The sequence below is a fragment of the Methylosinus sporium genome (assembly GCF_003113265.1).
In the GTDB taxonomy this organism is placed as follows: domain Bacteria; phylum Pseudomonadota; class Alphaproteobacteria; order Rhizobiales; family Beijerinckiaceae; genus Methylosinus; species Methylosinus sporium.
The window spans coordinates 23,124-38,856 of record NZ_PUIV01000021.1 but is presented as its reverse complement, the minus strand read 5'-3'; the positions used below and the strand labels follow the sequence as shown (position 1 = coordinate 38,856).

General features: G+C 66.9%; 9 protein-coding genes. 5 read left to right on the top strand and 4 right to left on the bottom strand.

What is annotated here, in order from left to right; genetic code table 11:
- Nucleotides 1-9 precede the first annotated feature (9 nt).
- Nucleotides 10-1,200, bottom strand: a complete 1,191-nt coding sequence (gene carA, locus C5689_RS13025; RefSeq protein WP_108917725.1) for a glutamine-hydrolyzing carbamoyl-phosphate synthase small subunit — start codon at nt 1,198-1,200, stop codon at nt 10-12.
- A gap of 135 nt (nt 1,201-1,335) precedes the next feature.
- Between carA and C5689_RS13020 the strand changes: the two genes are divergently transcribed.
- On the top strand, nt 1,336-1,785 hold the full coding sequence (locus C5689_RS13020) for a GatB/YqeY domain-containing protein (RefSeq protein WP_108917703.1): 450 nt from the start codon (nt 1,336-1,338) through the stop codon (nt 1,783-1,785).
- Nucleotides 1,786-1,879: 94 nt separating this feature from the next.
- Here the strand turns inward: C5689_RS13020 and metH are convergent, their stop codons facing one another.
- Genes metH through C5689_RS13005 form a run of 3 tightly spaced genes read right to left on the bottom strand, consistent with a single transcriptional unit; the run spans nt 1,880 to nt 7,505 of the window.
- The gene (metH, locus tag C5689_RS13015) at nt 1,880-5,602 is read right to left on the bottom strand and encodes a methionine synthase (protein ID WP_108917702.1); all 3,723 of its coding nucleotides are present in this window, start codon (nt 5,600-5,602) and stop codon (nt 1,880-1,882) included.
- Entirely contained in the window at nt 5,599-6,495 is an 897-nt protein-coding gene (gene metF / locus C5689_RS13010) for a methylenetetrahydrofolate reductase [NAD(P)H] (protein ID WP_108917701.1), read from the bottom strand. The genes metH and metF overlap by 4 nt, the downstream gene beginning before the upstream one ends.
- Nucleotides 6,495-7,505: an ArsR/SmtB family transcription factor gene (locus C5689_RS13005; protein WP_108917700.1), complete on the bottom strand. Its 1,011-nt coding sequence runs from the start codon at nt 7,503-7,505 to the stop codon at nt 6,495-6,497. The genes metF and C5689_RS13005 overlap by 1 nt, the downstream gene beginning before the upstream one ends.
- Nucleotides 7,506-7,726: 221 nt before the next feature.
- Here C5689_RS13005 and C5689_RS13000 point away from each other — a divergent pair, with 221 nt between their 5' ends.
- The 4 genes from C5689_RS13000 (at nt 7,727) to C5689_RS12985 (ending at nt 15,714) form a co-directional block, all read left to right on the top strand.
- Nucleotides 7,727-8,848 carry a GGDEF domain-containing protein gene (locus C5689_RS13000; protein ID WP_244594691.1) on the top strand — a complete coding sequence of 374 codons (1,122 nt, stop codon included), beginning with the start codon at nt 7,727-7,729 and terminating at the stop codon, nt 8,846-8,848.
- A 176-nt stretch (nt 8,849-9,024) separates the two neighbouring features.
- The gene (locus C5689_RS12995) at nt 9,025-12,321 is read left to right on the top strand and encodes a transglutaminase family protein (RefSeq protein WP_108917698.1); all 3,297 of its coding nucleotides are present in this window, start codon (nt 9,025-9,027) and stop codon (nt 12,319-12,321) included.
- The gene (locus C5689_RS12990; RefSeq protein WP_108917697.1) at nt 12,311-14,830 is read left to right on the top strand and encodes a circularly permuted type 2 ATP-grasp protein; all 2,520 of its coding nucleotides are present in this window, start codon (nt 12,311-12,313) and stop codon (nt 14,828-14,830) included. The genes C5689_RS12995 and C5689_RS12990 overlap by 11 nt, the downstream gene beginning before the upstream one ends.
- Nucleotides 14,827-15,714 (top strand): transglutaminase family protein, encoded by an 888-nt coding sequence (locus C5689_RS12985; RefSeq protein WP_108917696.1) that lies wholly within the window; start codon nt 14,827-14,829, stop codon nt 15,712-15,714. Before C5689_RS12990 ends, C5689_RS12985 begins: the two co-directional genes overlap by 4 nt.
- Nucleotides 15,715-15,733 lie beyond the last annotated feature (19 nt).

Genomic DNA, 15,733 nt, shown 5'->3' with positions numbered 1-15,733 from the left:
GCTATAGGCTCACGCCTGCGCCTTCTCCATCATATCGACGAAGCGCGCGAAGAGATAATGGCTGTCCTGCGGGCCGGGCGAGGCCTCGGGGTGGTGCTGCACGGAGAAGGCCGGGCGATCGGCCAGCGCAATGCCGCAATTGGAGCCGTCGAACAGCGAGCGATGCGTCTCGGCGACATTGGCCGGCAGGCTGTCGCGATCCACGGCGAAGCCATGGTTCATCGAGACGATCTCGACCTTGCCGGTGGTGAAATCCTTCACCGGATGATTGGCGCCGTGATGGCCCTGCGGCATTTTCTGCGTCTTCGCGCCGACGGCGAGCGCCATCATCTGATGGCCGAGGCAAATGCCGAAGGTGGGAACCTTCGCCGCCAATAGCTCGCGAATGGTCGGCACGGCGTATTTGCCGGTCTCGGCCGGATCGCCCGGCCCATTGGAGAGAAACACGCCATCGGGCGAGAGGGCGAGAATATCTGTCGCGCTGGTCGTCGCCGGCACGACGATCACCTCGCAGCCGGCCTCGGCCAGCAGCCGCAGAATATTGCGCTTCACGCCATAATCCACGGCCACGACGCGGAGCTTCTTCCCGTCGCGCTTGCCATAGCCGGAGGCCTGCCGCCACACGGTCTCGTCCCACTCATAGCGCGCGGGCGCGGTGACGGAGGGCACGAGATCCATTCCGTCTATGCCTGGCCAGGCGGCGGCCTCGGCGCGCAGCGCGGCGAGGTCGAACACGCCGTCCGGCGCGAAGGCGATGACGGCGTTCTGCATGCCCTTCTCGCGGATCAGCGCCGTCAGCGCGCGCGTGTCCAGGCCGCAGAGGCCGATGATCCCACGTGCGGCGAGCCATTCGCCGAGCGGCCGCAGCGCGCGATAATTGGACGGGTCGCTCGACGGCGCCGCGACGATCACGCCGCGCATGCCGGAGCGGCTGTCGAGATCGACGGTCTCGACATCCTCGTCATTGACGCCGACATTGCCGATATGGGGAAAGGTGAAGGTGACGATCTGCCCGGCGTAGGAGGGATCGGTGAGGATTTCCTGATAGCCGGTCATGGCGGTGTTGAAGCAGACCTCGCCGACGGCCGAGCCCACGGCGCCGAAGCCGAAGCCGAAAATCGCCTCGCCGCTGGCGAGAACCAGAACCCCCGTGTGGACCGGAACCGTCCAACCCGTCGCTGCGTCTTGATCCGGGCTCATCCGCGCTCTATGCCTCACCCTCATCCGCCGGCGCGCCGCCATCGGGCGCCCGCCATCCCTCGAAAAATCTAGATTGCCGCGATCCCTTCGGATCGCAAGCACGTCTAGAACATTTCACTGCGAAGTGGAAATACAATGCGCGAACGTTTCACGGCCGACCTCAAGGCGGCGATGAAGAGCGGCGAAAAGCAGAAGGTCGAGACGATCCGCATGATCACCGCGGGGCTCAAGGATCGCGACATAGAGGCGCGCGCCACGGGCAAGACTCTCGGCGACGACGATATTCTCGCTCTGCTGCAGAAAATGGTGAAGAGCCGCCAGGAATCGGTGGAAATCTACGAGAAGGGCGGCCGCCCCGAGCTCGCCGAGAAGGAGCGCGCCGAGATCGCCGTGATCGCGGAATATCTGCCCCAGCAGCTCGGCGAGGCCGAGGTCGCCGAGGCGATAAAGGCCGCGATCGCCGAGACCGGCGCCGCCTCGATCAAGGATATGGGCAAGGTCGTCGCCGCGCTCAAGGCGAAATACACAGGCCGTATCGATTTCGGCAAGGCGAGCGCCGCGGTCAAGGCGGCGCTCGGGGGCTAGACCAGCGCAATCCCCCTCATGCTGAGGCGGCCGCGCGAGCGGCCGTCTCGAAGCACGAGGGGCTCCAGGAGGCGCGGAGGCTACAGCCCGCACCTCACTCCGCTGGTTCGGCCACGCGCGTCTCATAGTTGAGCACGGGGGCGAGCCAGCGCTCGATCTCGGCGGCGGAGACGCCCTTGCGCGCGGCGTAATCCTCGACCTGATCGCGCTCCACTTTGGCGACGCCGAAATAATGCGCCTGCGGATGCGCGAAATAGAGTCCGCTCACCGATGAGGCCGGTGTCATGGCGTAGCTCTCCGTCAGCGCCACGCCGGTGCGCTTCGTCGCCTCCAGCAGATCGAAGAGCGTCGCCTTTTCCGTATGGTCGGGCTGCGCCGGATAGCCGGGCGCCGGGCGAATGCCGCGATAATCCTCGCCGACCAGCTGCTCTGGCGTCAGCGTCTCATCCGCCGCATAGGCCCAGAATTCGCGGCGCACGCGCTGATGCATGCGCTCGGCGAAAGCTTCCGCGAGGCGATCGGCCAGCGCCTTCACCATGATCGCCCCGTAATCGTCATTGGCGCGGGCGAAGCGCTCGGAAATTTTCGCTTCCTGCGCGCCGGCGGTGACGACGAAGGCGCCGATGTAATCCGCCTTGCCGGAGCCCTCCGGCGCGACGAAATCGCTCAGCGCGACATTGGGCTTGCCGTCGCGACGCGTGAGCTGCTGGCGCAGCGTGTGCAGCGTCGCGAGCCGCTCGACGCGGCCCTCGCCTGTATAGAGCGCGATATCGTCGCCGACGGCGTTGGCGGGCCAGAAGCCGATGACCGCCTTGGGATTGAACCAGCGCTCTTCGACGATGCGCGCGAGCATCGCCTGCGCATCCTCGAGCAATTGCCGCGCCGCCGGCCCGCGCTCGGGATCGTCGAGCAGAGCGGGATAGCGGCCCTTGAACTCCCATGTCTGGAAGAAGGGCGTCCAATCGATATAGGGAACCAGCTCCGCGACATCATAGGAAGCGAAGACGCGCGCGCCGAGGAATGTCGGCTTGGGCGGCGCATAGGCGGCCCAATCGATCTTCAGCGCATTGGCGCGCGCGGCGGCGAGCGAGACGCGCTGCTTGTCCGCTTGAGCGCGCGCATGGGCGTCGGCGACCTTCTCATATTCCTCGCGCGTCTTGGCGACATATTCGGCGCGCGAAGATTGCGACATCAGCGCCTGCGCGACGCCCACGGCGCGCGAGGCGTCGGTCACATAGACGGCCTGGCCCTTGGTGTAATTGGGGCTGATCTTCACCGCCGTATGCACGCGGCTCGTCGTGGCGCCGCCGATGAGCAGCGGCGCGTCGAAACCTTCGCGCTCCAGCTCCGAGGCGACGAAGCACATTTCGTCGAGCGAAGGCGTGATGAGGCCGGAGAGGCCGATGATATCGACCTTCTCGGCTTTCGCCGTCTCCAGAATCTTGGCGGTCGGAACCATCACGCCGAGATCGATGATCTCGAAATTATTGCAGCCGAGCACGACGCCGACGATGTTCTTGCCGATGTCGTGAACATCACCCTTCACCGTCGCGAGAAGAATCTTGCCGGCGGTGGAGCGCGTCTCCTTGTTCTCCTCCATGAAGGGCAGGAGATGCGCCACGGCCTGCTTCATCACGCGCGCGGATTTCACTACTTGCGGCAGGAACATTTTGCCCTGGCCGAAGAGATCGCCGACGACATTCATGCCTGCCATCAGCGGACCTTCGATCACATCGAGCGGACGCGTGCTCGAGAGACGCGCCTCTTCCACATCCTGCTCGATATAATCGGCGACGCCATTGACCAGCGCATATTCCAAACGCTTCTCGACGCTGGCCTCGCGCCACGCGGCGTCCTTCTCCGCGGCCTTCGCGCCCGCGCCTTTGAAGCGCTCGGCCATTTCGACGACGCGCTCGGTCGCGTCGGGACGACGATTGAGCACGACGTCTTCGCAGGCCTCGCGCAGCTCGGGGTCGATCTTCTCATAGACAGCGAGCTGGCCGGCGTTGACGATGCCCATATCCATCCCCGCCGCAATGGCGTGATAGAGGAAGACGGAGTGCATCGCCTCGCGCACCGGCTCATTGCCGCGGAAGGAGAAGGAGAGGTTCGACACGCCGCCTGACACATGCGCATGCGGCAACGTCGTCTTGATCGCGCGCGCGGCGTCGATGAAATCGACGCCGTAATTGCAGTGCTCGTCGATGCCGGTCGCGACCGCGAAAATATTGGGATCGAAGATAATGTCCTGCGGCGCGAAGCCCACTTCCTGCGTGAGAATCTTATAGGCGCGGCCGGAGATTTCCACCTTGCGCGCGAAAGTGTCGGCCTGGCCCGCCTCGTCGAAGGCCATGACGACGACGGCGGCGCCATAGCGCTTCACCTTGGTCGCCGCCTCGATGAATTTCTCCTCGCCTTCCTTCAGCGAGATCGAGTTGACGACGCCCTTGCCCTGCAGGCATTGCAGGCCGGCCTCGATCACCTCGAATTTCGACGAATCCACCATCACCGGCACGCGCGCTATGTCGGGCTCGGCGGCGAGGAGATTCAAGAACTCGACCATTGCCTTTTTGGAATCGAGCAGGCCTTCGTCCATATTGACGTCGATGACCTGCGCGCCATTGGCGACCTGATCGCGCGCCACATCCAGCGCCGCGGCGTAATCGCCGGCGGTGATGAGCTTGCGGAACTTCGCCGAGCCGGTGACATTGGTGCGTTCGCCGACATTGACGAAGGGGATGTCCTTCGTCAGCGTGAACGGCTCGAGGCCAGCGAGGCGCAGCAGCGGCGCGATCGTCGGAATCGCGCGCGGCGCGACGCCTTTCACGGTGCCGGCGATGGCGGCGATATGCGGCGGCGTCGTGCCGCAGCAGCCGCCGACGACATTGACGAGACCGGACTTGGCGAATTCGCCGACGAGCTCGGCCATATATTCCGGGCTCTCGTCATAGAGGCCGAATTCATTGGGCAGGCCGGCGTTGGGGAAGGCGCAGATTCGCGTGTCGGCGATGCGCGCGACTTCCGCGATATGCTGGCGCATCTCGCGCGCGCCGAGCGCGCAATTGAAGCCGATGGAGAAGGGCTTCGCGTGCTGAATCGAGTTCCAGAAGGCGGCCGCCGTCTGGCCGGAGAGCGTGCGGCCGGAGAGATCGGTGATGGTGCCGGAGATCATCACCGGAAAGCGCGTGCCGACCTTCTCGAAAGCGTCCTCCACCGCATAGATCGCCGCTTTGGCGTTCAGCGTGTCGAAGATCGTCTCGATCAAGAGAATATCGGCGCCGCCCTCCAACAGGCCGAGCGCCTCCTCGAGATAGGCGGCGCGCAAATCGTCGAAAGTGACGGCGCGGAAGCCGGGGTTGGAGACGTCCGGCGAGATGGAGGCGGTGCGATTGGTCGGCCCCATGGAGCCGGCGACGAAGCGCGGCACGCCGGTCTCGCGCGCGACTTCGTCGGCCGCTGCGCGGGCGAGGCGCGCGCCTTCGTAATTGAGCTCATAGACGATGTGCTCGAGCCCGTAATCGGCCTGCGCGATAGAGGTGCAGGAGAAAGTGTTGGTCTCGATAATGTCGGCGCCGGCCTCGAGATAGGCGCGATGAATCGCCTTGATCGCCGCCGGCTGCGTCAGCGTCAGCAGATCATTGTCGCCGCGCAAATCCTTCGCATGATCCTTGAAGCGCTCGCCGCGGAAATCGGCCTCGGTGAATTTGTGGCGCTGAATCATCGTGCCCATGGCGCCGTCGAGCACGAGAATGCGCTCGCTCGCCGCCTTCTCCAGCGCCGCCTGAATCTTCGGTCCGTGGGTCTTGTCGAAACTCATGCTGCGGCTTTCTCGGTGACCGGGCGCACGCCCAGAAGATGACAGATCGCGAAGACGAGATCGGCGCGATTATTGGTGTAGAAGTGGAATTCTCTCACGCCGTTCTCGGCGAGGCCCAGCACCTGCTCGGCAGCGACGGCGGCGGCGATGAGGCGGCGCGTGACGGGATCATCGTCCAATCCCTCGAAGCGATGCGCGAGCCAGTCGGGCACGCTCGCGCCCGCCTTGCGGGCGAAATTCGCCGTCTGCTTGAAGTTCTGCACCGGCATGATGCCGGGCACGATGGGAATCTTTATGCCCCGCGCGCGCGCCTTGTCGAGAAAGCGGAAATAGACGTCGTTCTCGAAGAAGAATTGCGTGATGGCGCGCGTCGCGCCGGCGTCGATCTTGGCCTCGAGCGCATCGAGATCATCGTCGATCGTGCGGCTCTCGGGATGGCCTTCGGGATAGGTGGAGACGGAAATCTCGAAATCGCCGATGGCGCGAATGCCGCGCACCAGCTCGGTGGAGCTGCGATAGCCTCGAGGATGCGGCTCGAATTTCGTGCCGACGCCGGTCGGCGGATCGCCGCGCAACGCCACGATGTGCCGTACGCCGGCGTTCCGATAGTCGCGCACGATCTCATCGATCTCCTCGCGCGCGGCGGAGACGCAGGTCAGATGCGCGGCGGGCAGAATATCGGTCTCGGCGGCGAGACGCGCGACGATATTATGCGTGCGCTCGCGCGTGGAGCCGCCGGCGCCGTAAGTGACGGAGACGAATTTGGGCTTCAAAGGCGCGAGCCGCGCGATCGAATCCCAGAGCTGCGCCTCCATCTCCGGCGTCTTCGGCGGGAAGAATTCGTAAGAAATATCGAAATGGCCCGGAGGCCACAGGCTGCGATTGTCGGACATCATGCGGTCTCGAAGCTGGCTTTGGGCAAGGGATCGGCGATGACGCGAGGATCTTGCGCCAGCCACAGGGATACGGTGAGCTTCGCGCCGTCGTCGGCGGAAGGCGCGAGATCGCGATGGCGCAGAATCTCGAGCCCGGCCTGCTCCAGCAAAGTCGTGACCTCCTGCTGCGAGAAGCCGAGGCGGCGATGCGCATGTTCGTCGCGCAAAGTCTCTTCGCGATGCGGCGCGAAATCGACGACCAGCAGCCTGCCGCCGGGCGCGAGCGCGCGCGCCGCCTCACGCAAGGCGCGGCCGGGATCGTCGAGATAATGCAGTACCTGATGCACGATGACGAGATCGCAGCTGTTGCGTTCTATCGGCAGCGCATACATGTCGCCCTGGCGCAGTTGCACATTGCGCGCGCCGGCTTTCTCCAGCCGGCCGCGCGCGACGGCGAGCATTGCGGAAGAGAGATCGACTCCCACGGCGTGCTCCGCCTGCGGCGCGAACAGCTCCAACATGCGGCCGGCGCCGGCGCCGAGATCGAGCAGGCGACGCAGCGGCGCCTCGCCCACCGCCTCGCGCATGGCGGCCTCCACCTGCGCCTCCGGCACATGCAGCGAGCGGATCGCGTCCCATTCGGGGGCATGTTCGGCGAAATAACGGGCGGCGGCGTCGGCGCGGGCCTGCCGCACCTCGGCGAGACGGGCGCGGTCGCCGGCGATGCGGGGATCCAGCGGATCGAGCCAGGAGACGACGCTGCGGGCGATCTCGCCGGGCGCGTCGGCGGAGGCGAGGCGGAAGAAGGCCCAGGCGCCCTCGCGGCGGCGTTCCACCAGGCCGGCCTCCACCAACAGCTTCAAATGGCGGGACACGCGCGGCTGCGACTGGCCGAGGATGGCCACGGCCTCGCTCACGGTCAGCTCCGTCTCGGCCAATAGACCGAGCAGGCGCAAGCGCGTCTCTTCCCCGGCCGCATTGAGGGCGGCGAGCGCGGGCTCGAGCAAAAGAGGGCGAGACTCGGTCATTTGGCCTTTGTCGGGGGCTCGGCTGATTAGATATAAAGATATCTATATGCGTCGTCTCTTCGAAAATCAAGACGCGCGGCGGCTCCCCCGGCGAGGCTGGACTTCGATTTCGTCGGCCATAGATGAGACCGCGTTGGCGGTGCGCCATGTGGCGGCGGTTAGGACAAACCTCTCGAAGCTCGGAGCGGCTACCCGACGCGGCTTATGTCGAGCTCGTCGATATGGTCGTGCGCCCGGCGCTGCCCGTGGTCTTCATGGGCGTCGCTCTTGCCTGCGTCGGCCTGCTGCTCGCCTCGCGCAAGCAGGATATCGTGCTGCTCGTTTTGACCTTCGCCGCCATGGCTGTGGATGTCGCGAGCGTTTTCATGGTGCTCGCCTATCGGCGGCGCACGGCCGAGGCGACGATCGTCGCCGATGAGGCGCGGCTCTGGGAGAGGCGCTACGCCCTCGGGCTTTTTTCCTTCGCCGCACTGCTCGGCGCGATCAATGCGCGCGGCTTGTTCTCGGCGCATCCCGTCGATTCGGCGCTGGTGCCGATGCTGACATCGGGCATGGCCTTCGTCTTCGCCGGCGGCGTGCTCTCCAATGTCGCCTTTCGACCGCGACTATGCGGCATCGGCATCGCGCTGTCGGCGACGCCGACCATCGCCGGCTGCCTCGATCGCGCGGCGCAGGCGACCGACATTCATGTCGCTGTCGGCTTCGCTTTGCAGGCGCTGCTGCTGACCGGCTTCGCGCTCGCCGGGCTCGGCTGGGCCTCGGTGACTTACGAGGGGGCGGTCCGGCAGATCGTCTCCAAGCTCGATTTCGCCATTATGGCGCGGCGCGACGATCTGACCGGCCTCTCCAACCGCGTCGAATTGCGCGACCGATTCGACGCCGCCGTCGCCGGCCTGAGCGAGGAGAGCGATCTTCTGGCGATCCTCTGCCTCGATCTCGATCGCTTCAAAGCCGTCAACGACTCTTACGGCCATTTGACCGGCGACATGCTGCTGCGCGCCGCGGCGGGCCGCCTTTCGTCGGCGGTGCGCCGGGAGGATACGGCGGCGCGGCTCGGCGGCGACGAATTCGTCGTGCTGCAGACCGAGCTTCGGCGGCCGGGCGAGGCGCTGCTGCTCGCCCATCGCATCATTCGCGCCCTCGGCGCGCCTTATGAGATCGAAGGGCGCACAATTCAGATCGGCGTCAGCATAGGCGTGGCGATCGCGCCCCGCGACGGCGTGACGCTCGAGCAGCTCATCGCCCGCGCCGATGCGGCGCTCTACCGGATGAAACGCAGCGGGCGCGGCGGAGTCGTCTTCGCGGACGAGCCGCCGCCCCCTTCCGCCGCCAATGATTTGTGAGCGCGAAAAAGGGCGCCGAATTGGTCGGCGCCCGCCGCCCCGGCGGAATGCGTCATGCGGCAATTTCCGGCAAAAGGCCGCGCTTTCCCGCTGGCGCGATTGACAGGGCGCCGAGCGCATAAGCTAATCGCCCGTCGCCCTTTCCGGCGTCGCTTCGAGGAGGCGCAGCAGCTCCCGTGTCGATCAAGGTCGCGCTCCACCATCTCACCCATTACAAATACGACCGGCCGGTCGCGCTCGGGCCGCAGGTGATCCGGCTGCGGCCCGCTCCGCATTGCCGCACCCGTGTGCCGAGCTATTCGCTCAAGATCGCGCCCGCCGAGCATTTCATCAACTGGCAGCAGGACCCGCATGGCAATTGGCTGGCGCGCCTCGTCTTTCCGGAGAAGGCGGAGGAATTCCGCATCGAGGTCGACCTCCATGCGGAAATCGCCGTCTACAACCCTTTCGATTTTTTCGTCGAACCTTATGCCGAGAGCTTTCCCTTCGCCTATCCTCAGGAACTGCGGACCGAACTCGCCTCCTGTCTCGAGGCGGAGGAGCTGGGACCGCTGACCGAGGCCTTCGTCGAGGCCGTGCGCCCGCGCGAGGCGGTCGCGATCGTTCCCTTCCTCGTCGCGCTCAATGCGCGGCTGCAACGCGACATTCGCTATGTGATCCGCATGGAGCCCGGCGTGCAGACGCCGGACGAGACGCTCGCCGCCGGGACCGGCTCCTGCCGCGATTCGGCCTGGCTGCTCGTGCAGATATTGCGCCGCCTCGGCCTCGCGGCGCGTTTCGTCTCCGGCTATCTCATTCAATTGAAGGCGGACGTCGATCCGATCGAGGGCCCGACCGGAACCGATCATGATTTCACCGATCTGCACGCCTGGGCCGAGGTCTATGTTCCCGGCGCCGGCTGGATCGGCCTCGACGCCACCTCCGGCCTCTTTTGCGGCGAGGGGCATCTGCCTTTGTGCAGCGCGCCGCATTATCGCTCGGCCGCGCCGCTCTCCGGCGTCGTCGAGCCGGCGGAGGTCGAGTTCGGCTTCGAGATGTGGGTGCAGCGCATCCGCGAGGCGCCGCGCATCACCGCGCCTTTCTCGGACGAATCCTGGGCGAGGCTCGACGCGCTCGGCGAGAAGGTCGACGAAGACATCCGGGCTCAGGACATGCGCCTCACAATGGGCGGCGAGCCGACCTTCGTCTCCATCGACGATTTCCAGGCGCCGGAATGGAACACCGCCGCCGTCGGCCCCACCAAGCGCGCCCGCGCCGACGATCTGGTGCGGCGCCTGCACGAGCGTTTCGCCAAAGGCGGCTTCCTGCATTACGGGCAGGGCAAATGGTATCCGGGCGAGAGCCTGCCGCGCTGGGCCTTCGCGATCTATTGGCGCAAGGACGGCAAGCCCGTCTGGCGCGACCCCGATCTCGTCACCCGCATCGGCTCGACTCAAATCCCGACGATCCAGCAGGGCGAGGAGTTCGTCGTCGATCTCTCCGAGCGTCTGGGGCTCGGCCGGCGCTATGTGATTCCGGCCTTCGAGGATCCCTCTCATTGGCTGCTGAAGGAGGGCTCGCTCCCGGTCAATGTCGATCCGCTCGATTCGAAGATCGACGACGCGGAGGAGCGCGCCCGCATGTTGCGCGCCTTCGAGCGCGGCCTGTCCAAGCCCGCCGGCTATGTTCTGCCCGTGCAGCGCTGGAACGCCCGCGCCGAGCGGCGCTGGGTGTCGGAGCGCTGGCCGCTGCGGCGCGGACGGCTCTTCCTCGCGCCGGGCGATTCGCCGATCGGCCTGCGCCTGCCGATCAGCTCGCTGCCCTGGATTCCGCCGAGCGCCTATCCCTATAGCTGGCAGCAGGACCCGAGCGAGCCGCGGCCGCCGCTGCCCGATCCCGCGCAATTCCAGCAGATCTACGAGAGCAGCGCGCTCTATGATCGTCAGGAGCAGAGCGAGCAATTCATCGTCGAAGGCGCGGTGCGCACCGCGCTGGCCGTCGAGCCGCGCGACGGCGTGCTCTGCGTCTTCATGCCGCCGGTTTCGACGCTCGAGGATTATCTGGAGCTGCTGACCGCGGTGGAGGCGACCGCCAAGGCGATGAATCTGCCGGTTCACATCGAGGGCTATCCGCCGCCGGTCGATCCGCGCCTCGAGGTCATCAAGGTCACGCCGGACCCCGGCGTCATCGAGGTGAACATCCATCCGGGCGACACATGGCGTGACGCCGTCGCCACCACCACGGGCCTCTATGAGGACGCCCGGCAATCGCGGCTGACGGCCGATAAATTCCTGATCGACGGCCGCCAGACCGGCTCCGGCGGCGGCAATCATGTCGTGCTCGGCGGTCGCACGCCTTTCGATTCGCCCTTCCTGCGCCGTCCGGATCTGCTCAAGAGCCTGGTGCTCTATTGGCAGCGCCATCCGTCGCTCTCCTATCTCTTCTCGGGCCTCTTCATCGGCCCGACGAGCCAGGCGCCGCGGCTCGACGAGGCGCGTCACGATTCGCTCTATGAGATGGAGATCGCGCTCGCCAATGTGCCGGAGGCGGGGACGACGAATTTCCCGCCCTGGATCGTCGATCGCCTGTTCCGCAATCTGCTCGTCGACGTCACCGGCAACACGCATCGCGCCGAAATCTGCATCGACAAGCTCTATTCGCCGGACAGTCCGACCGGACGCCTCGGCCTCGTCGAGTTCCGCTCTTTCGAGATGCCGCCGGACGCGCGCATGAGCCTCGCGCAGCAATTGCTGCTGCGCGCGCTCGTCGCCTGGTTCTGGCGCGAGCCGCAGAGAGGCGGGCTGGTGCGCTGGGGAACGGCGCTGCATGACCGCTTCATGCTGCCGCATTTCGTTTGGCGCGATTTCCTCGACGTGCTCGGCGATCTGCAAGGGGCGGGCTATGCTTTCGAGCCGGAATGGTTCGAGGCGCAGAAGGAATTCCGCTGCCCGCTCGCCGGCCGCGTCGAACATGGCGGGGTGGAGCTCGAGATTCGGCAGGCGCTGGAGCCCTGGCATGTGCTGGGCGAGGAGGGCGTCGCCGGCGGCACGGCGCGCTTCGTCGATTCCTCGGTGGAGCGCGTCGAGGTGAAGGCCAAGGGCTTCGTCCCCGGCCGCCATGTGATCGCCTGCAACGGCCGCCGCGTGCCCATGGCCAGCGCCGGCGCCTCGGGGGAGGCGGTGGCGGGCGTGCGCTTCAAGGCCTGGCAGCCGGCCTCGGGAATGCAGCCGACCGTCCCTGTCCACTCGCCGCTGACCTTCGACGTGATCGACAGCTGGAGCGAGCGCTCGCTCGGGGGCTGCGTCTATCACACGGCGCATCCGGGCGGTCGCAACTACGATACGTTTCCGGTAAACTCCCATGAGGCGGAGGCTCGCAGGCTGGCGCGGTTCCAGGATCACGGCCATACGCCCGGCAGGGTGAGGCCGCCGCGCGAGGAGCCGGCGGGAGAGTTCCCGCTGACTTTGGACCTGCGGAGGAGTTGTGCCGGCTGAGCGGACGATCGATGCGACGACGGGAGAGGCGAGGCGTCGCGTCGCCTCCTGGATCGCCCGCTATGCGCCGCCGGAGGGCGTGCCGGACGAGCTGGTCGGACCGGACGGACGCGTGCGCCCGCATTGGGCGAGCCTGCTCGACACGCTCGGGGGATTGAGCCGCGAGGATATAGACGATCGTTTCGCCGCCGCCGGACGTCGCATCCGCGACATGGGCGTCTCCTATCGCGTGCTCGGCGAGACCAAGGAGCGCACCTGGCCGCTGAGCCGGCTGCCGCTGCTGCTGCCGCAGGCCGAATGGCGGGAGATCGCCGCGGGCGTCGCCCAGCGCGCCGAGCTGCTCGACATGGTGCTGCGCGACGCCTATGGCGAGCAGCGCCTCGTCAAGGAGGGCGCGCTGCCGGCGGCGGTCATCGCCGGCTCGCCGGATTACATTCGCCCGATGAGCGGCGCGACGCCGCCGGGCGGACGCTGGCTGCGCTTTTACGCGGCCGAGATCGGCCGTGGCCCGGACGGACGCTGGTGGGTGTTGGGCGATCGCGCCCAGGCGCCTTCGGGCGCCGGTTATTCGCTGGAGAATCGGCTGGTGATGGCGCGCACCTTCCCGCGCCTCTATCGCGACATGAAGGTCGAGCGGCTCGCGCCCTTCTTCCGCGATTTCCGCGCCGCCCTCGCCAAGGCGGCGCAGCAGAAGGACCCGCGCATCTGCCTGCTGACGCCCGGCCCGTTCAGCGAATCCTATTCCGAGCAGGTGAGCCTCGCGCGCTATCTCGGCTTTCTGCTCGTCGAAGGCGCCGATCTCGTCACCAGCGAGCGCAAGCTGCATGTGCGCACCATCGCCGGGCTGAAGCGCGTCGACGTGGTGTGGCGCAGGGTCGACGCCGATTGGTGCGATCCGCTGGAGCTGAACGCCGCCTCGCATCTCGGCGTGCCGGGCCTGCTCGACACGATCCGCGAGGGCAATGTCACCATCGCCAATATGCCGGGCGCCGGCCTCATCGAATCGCGCGCTCTGCTCTCCTTTCTGCCGGCCATCGCGCGCCGGCTGCTCGGCGAGGATTTGCGCCTCGCCAATATCGCGACATGGTGGTGTGGCCAGGACGAGGCGCGCGACGCCGTACTCGCCTCGCTCGAGGACCGCGCCGTCGCCCCCGCCTTCGGCGAGCATCTCGCCGGCTTTCCCGGCCGCCGCGTGGCGCTCGGCGCCGAATTCGACGCCGAGGGGCGCGAAAGGCTCACCGACGCAATGCGCGCCCGTGGCATGGATTATGTCGGCCAGGAGGTCGTGCAGCTCTCGACGACGCCGGTCTGGCAAGATGGCGCGTTGGTTCCGCGCCCCTTTGCGCTGCGCGTCTTCGCCGCCGCCACGGCGGATGGCTGGCGGGTGATGCCGGGCGGCTTCTGCCGCGTGTCGGATCGTCTCGACGTGCGCGCCATCTCCATGGGGGCGGGGGCGCAATCGGCCGATGTCTGGGTGCTGGGCGATCGGCCGACCGACAATTCCACTCTGCTGCCGACGAGCGACGATGTCGAGATCGTCCGCATGGTCGGCGATCTGCCGAGCCGCGCCGCCGACAATCTCTTCTGGATGGGCCGCTATTTCGAGCGCGCCGAGGCGACGCTGCGGCTGGTGCGCTCGCTCTGCAATCGCCTCACCGAGGCGGACGCTCCCAATTACAGCGGCCGCCAGCCGATCGAGCGGCTGGAGCGCGTGCTGCTCGCCTGGGGCGCCGCGCCGACGCGCGACCCGCGCCTCTCGGCGGCCGAGCTCGCTCTCGCCGCCGCCGGCGGAACCGAGACGGCCGGCTCCGCCCTCTCCATCGCCCGCGCGGCCAAGCACGCCGCCTCCATCGTGCGCGAGCGCCTGTCGCAAGACATTTGGCATCTCGTCCGCCTGCTGGAGGCGCGGCTCGACGATTTCTCGCAAGGCCCCGCCTCGGAGCCGGAAGTGCTCGAGGGCGTCGAGCAATCGCTGCATATTCTGGCGGCGCTCTCCGGCCTCATCGACGAGAATTTCAACCGCGTCGCCGGCTGGTGCTTTCTCGATCTCGGCAAGCGGGTCGAGCGGGCGATCAACGCCTGCCGCTTCTCCCGCCAATTCGCCGACGAGGGCGCGACCATCGACAGTCTCGACACTCTGCTCGAGCTGATCGATTCGCAGATCACCTATCGCTCCCGCTATCTCGCCGGCGCCGCTCTCGCGCCCGTGCTCGATATGGCGGTGCTCGATCCCTATAATCCGCGCTCGGTCGGCTTTCAGGTGGCCAAGATCGAGGAGCATCTCTCCTCTCTGCCGACCCTGCGTCACGACGGATTGCTGGAGGCGCCGCGCCGTCTCGCCGTGAAATTGCGCGCCGAGATAGAGGTGGCGAACGCCGCCGAGCTGGACGCCGCCAAAATCTTCGCCCTCGAGCAGCGCTTGATGAGCCTTGCGGATGCGCTCGCCGCCCGCTACTTCCTGCAGGGCTCCAACGCGGCGCATTTCGAAGAGCCGATCCGGTTAGCGTGATCTACGACATCACCCATGTGACGACCTACAGCTACGAGGCGCCCGTCGCCGCGGCGCGCTGCGCTTTGCGCCTATTGCCGCGCGACGACGCCGGCCAGCGCGTGGTCTTCGGCCGCATCGACATCACGCCTTCGCCGCACGACTGGCGCGAGCGCGTCGATTTCTACGGCAATCGCGTCGCCGAGGCGCAGCTCGACGCGCCCCATGTGAAGCTCGGCATTGCGATGAGCGCGCGCGTGCGCGTCGAGCGCGCCGCCCCGCCGGCGGAGGCGCTGACGCCGCCTTGGGAGGTCGTGCGCGCAGAGGCGCTGGAGACGCCCTCGCTCGGACCCGACGCGCCGGCGCATTTCATCTTTCCGAGCCGGCTCGCCCCGCTCTACGAGCCCGCGACCGCCTATGCGCGCGAGAGCTTTCTGCCTGGCCGACCGATGCTGGCCGGCGCGGTCGAGCTGATGCGGCGGATCCATCGCGATTTTCTCTATGATCCCAACGCCACACATGTCGCAATGCCGCTGGCGCAGGCTTTCGACAAGCGCAGCGGCGTCTGCCAGGATTTCACCCACATCATGATCGCCGCGCTGCGCGGCCTCGGCCTGCCGGCGGCCTATGTCAGTGGCTATATCCGCACCATTCCTCCGCCGGGCGCGGTGAAGCTCGAGGGCGCCGACGCCTCGCACGCCTGGATTTCCGTCTGGTGCGGGCGCGAGTTCGGCTGGCTCGGCGTCGATCCGACCAACGCCATTCTGGCTTTGAACGATCATGTCGTCATCGCGCGTGGCCGCGATTACGCCGATGTCTCGCCGATCGACGGCGTAATTTTCGCCGCCGGCAAGCAGAAGCTCGATGTGCGCGTCAGCGTCACGCCGATAGAAGAGGCCGCCTGACGTAGTAATTTCTTTTTAT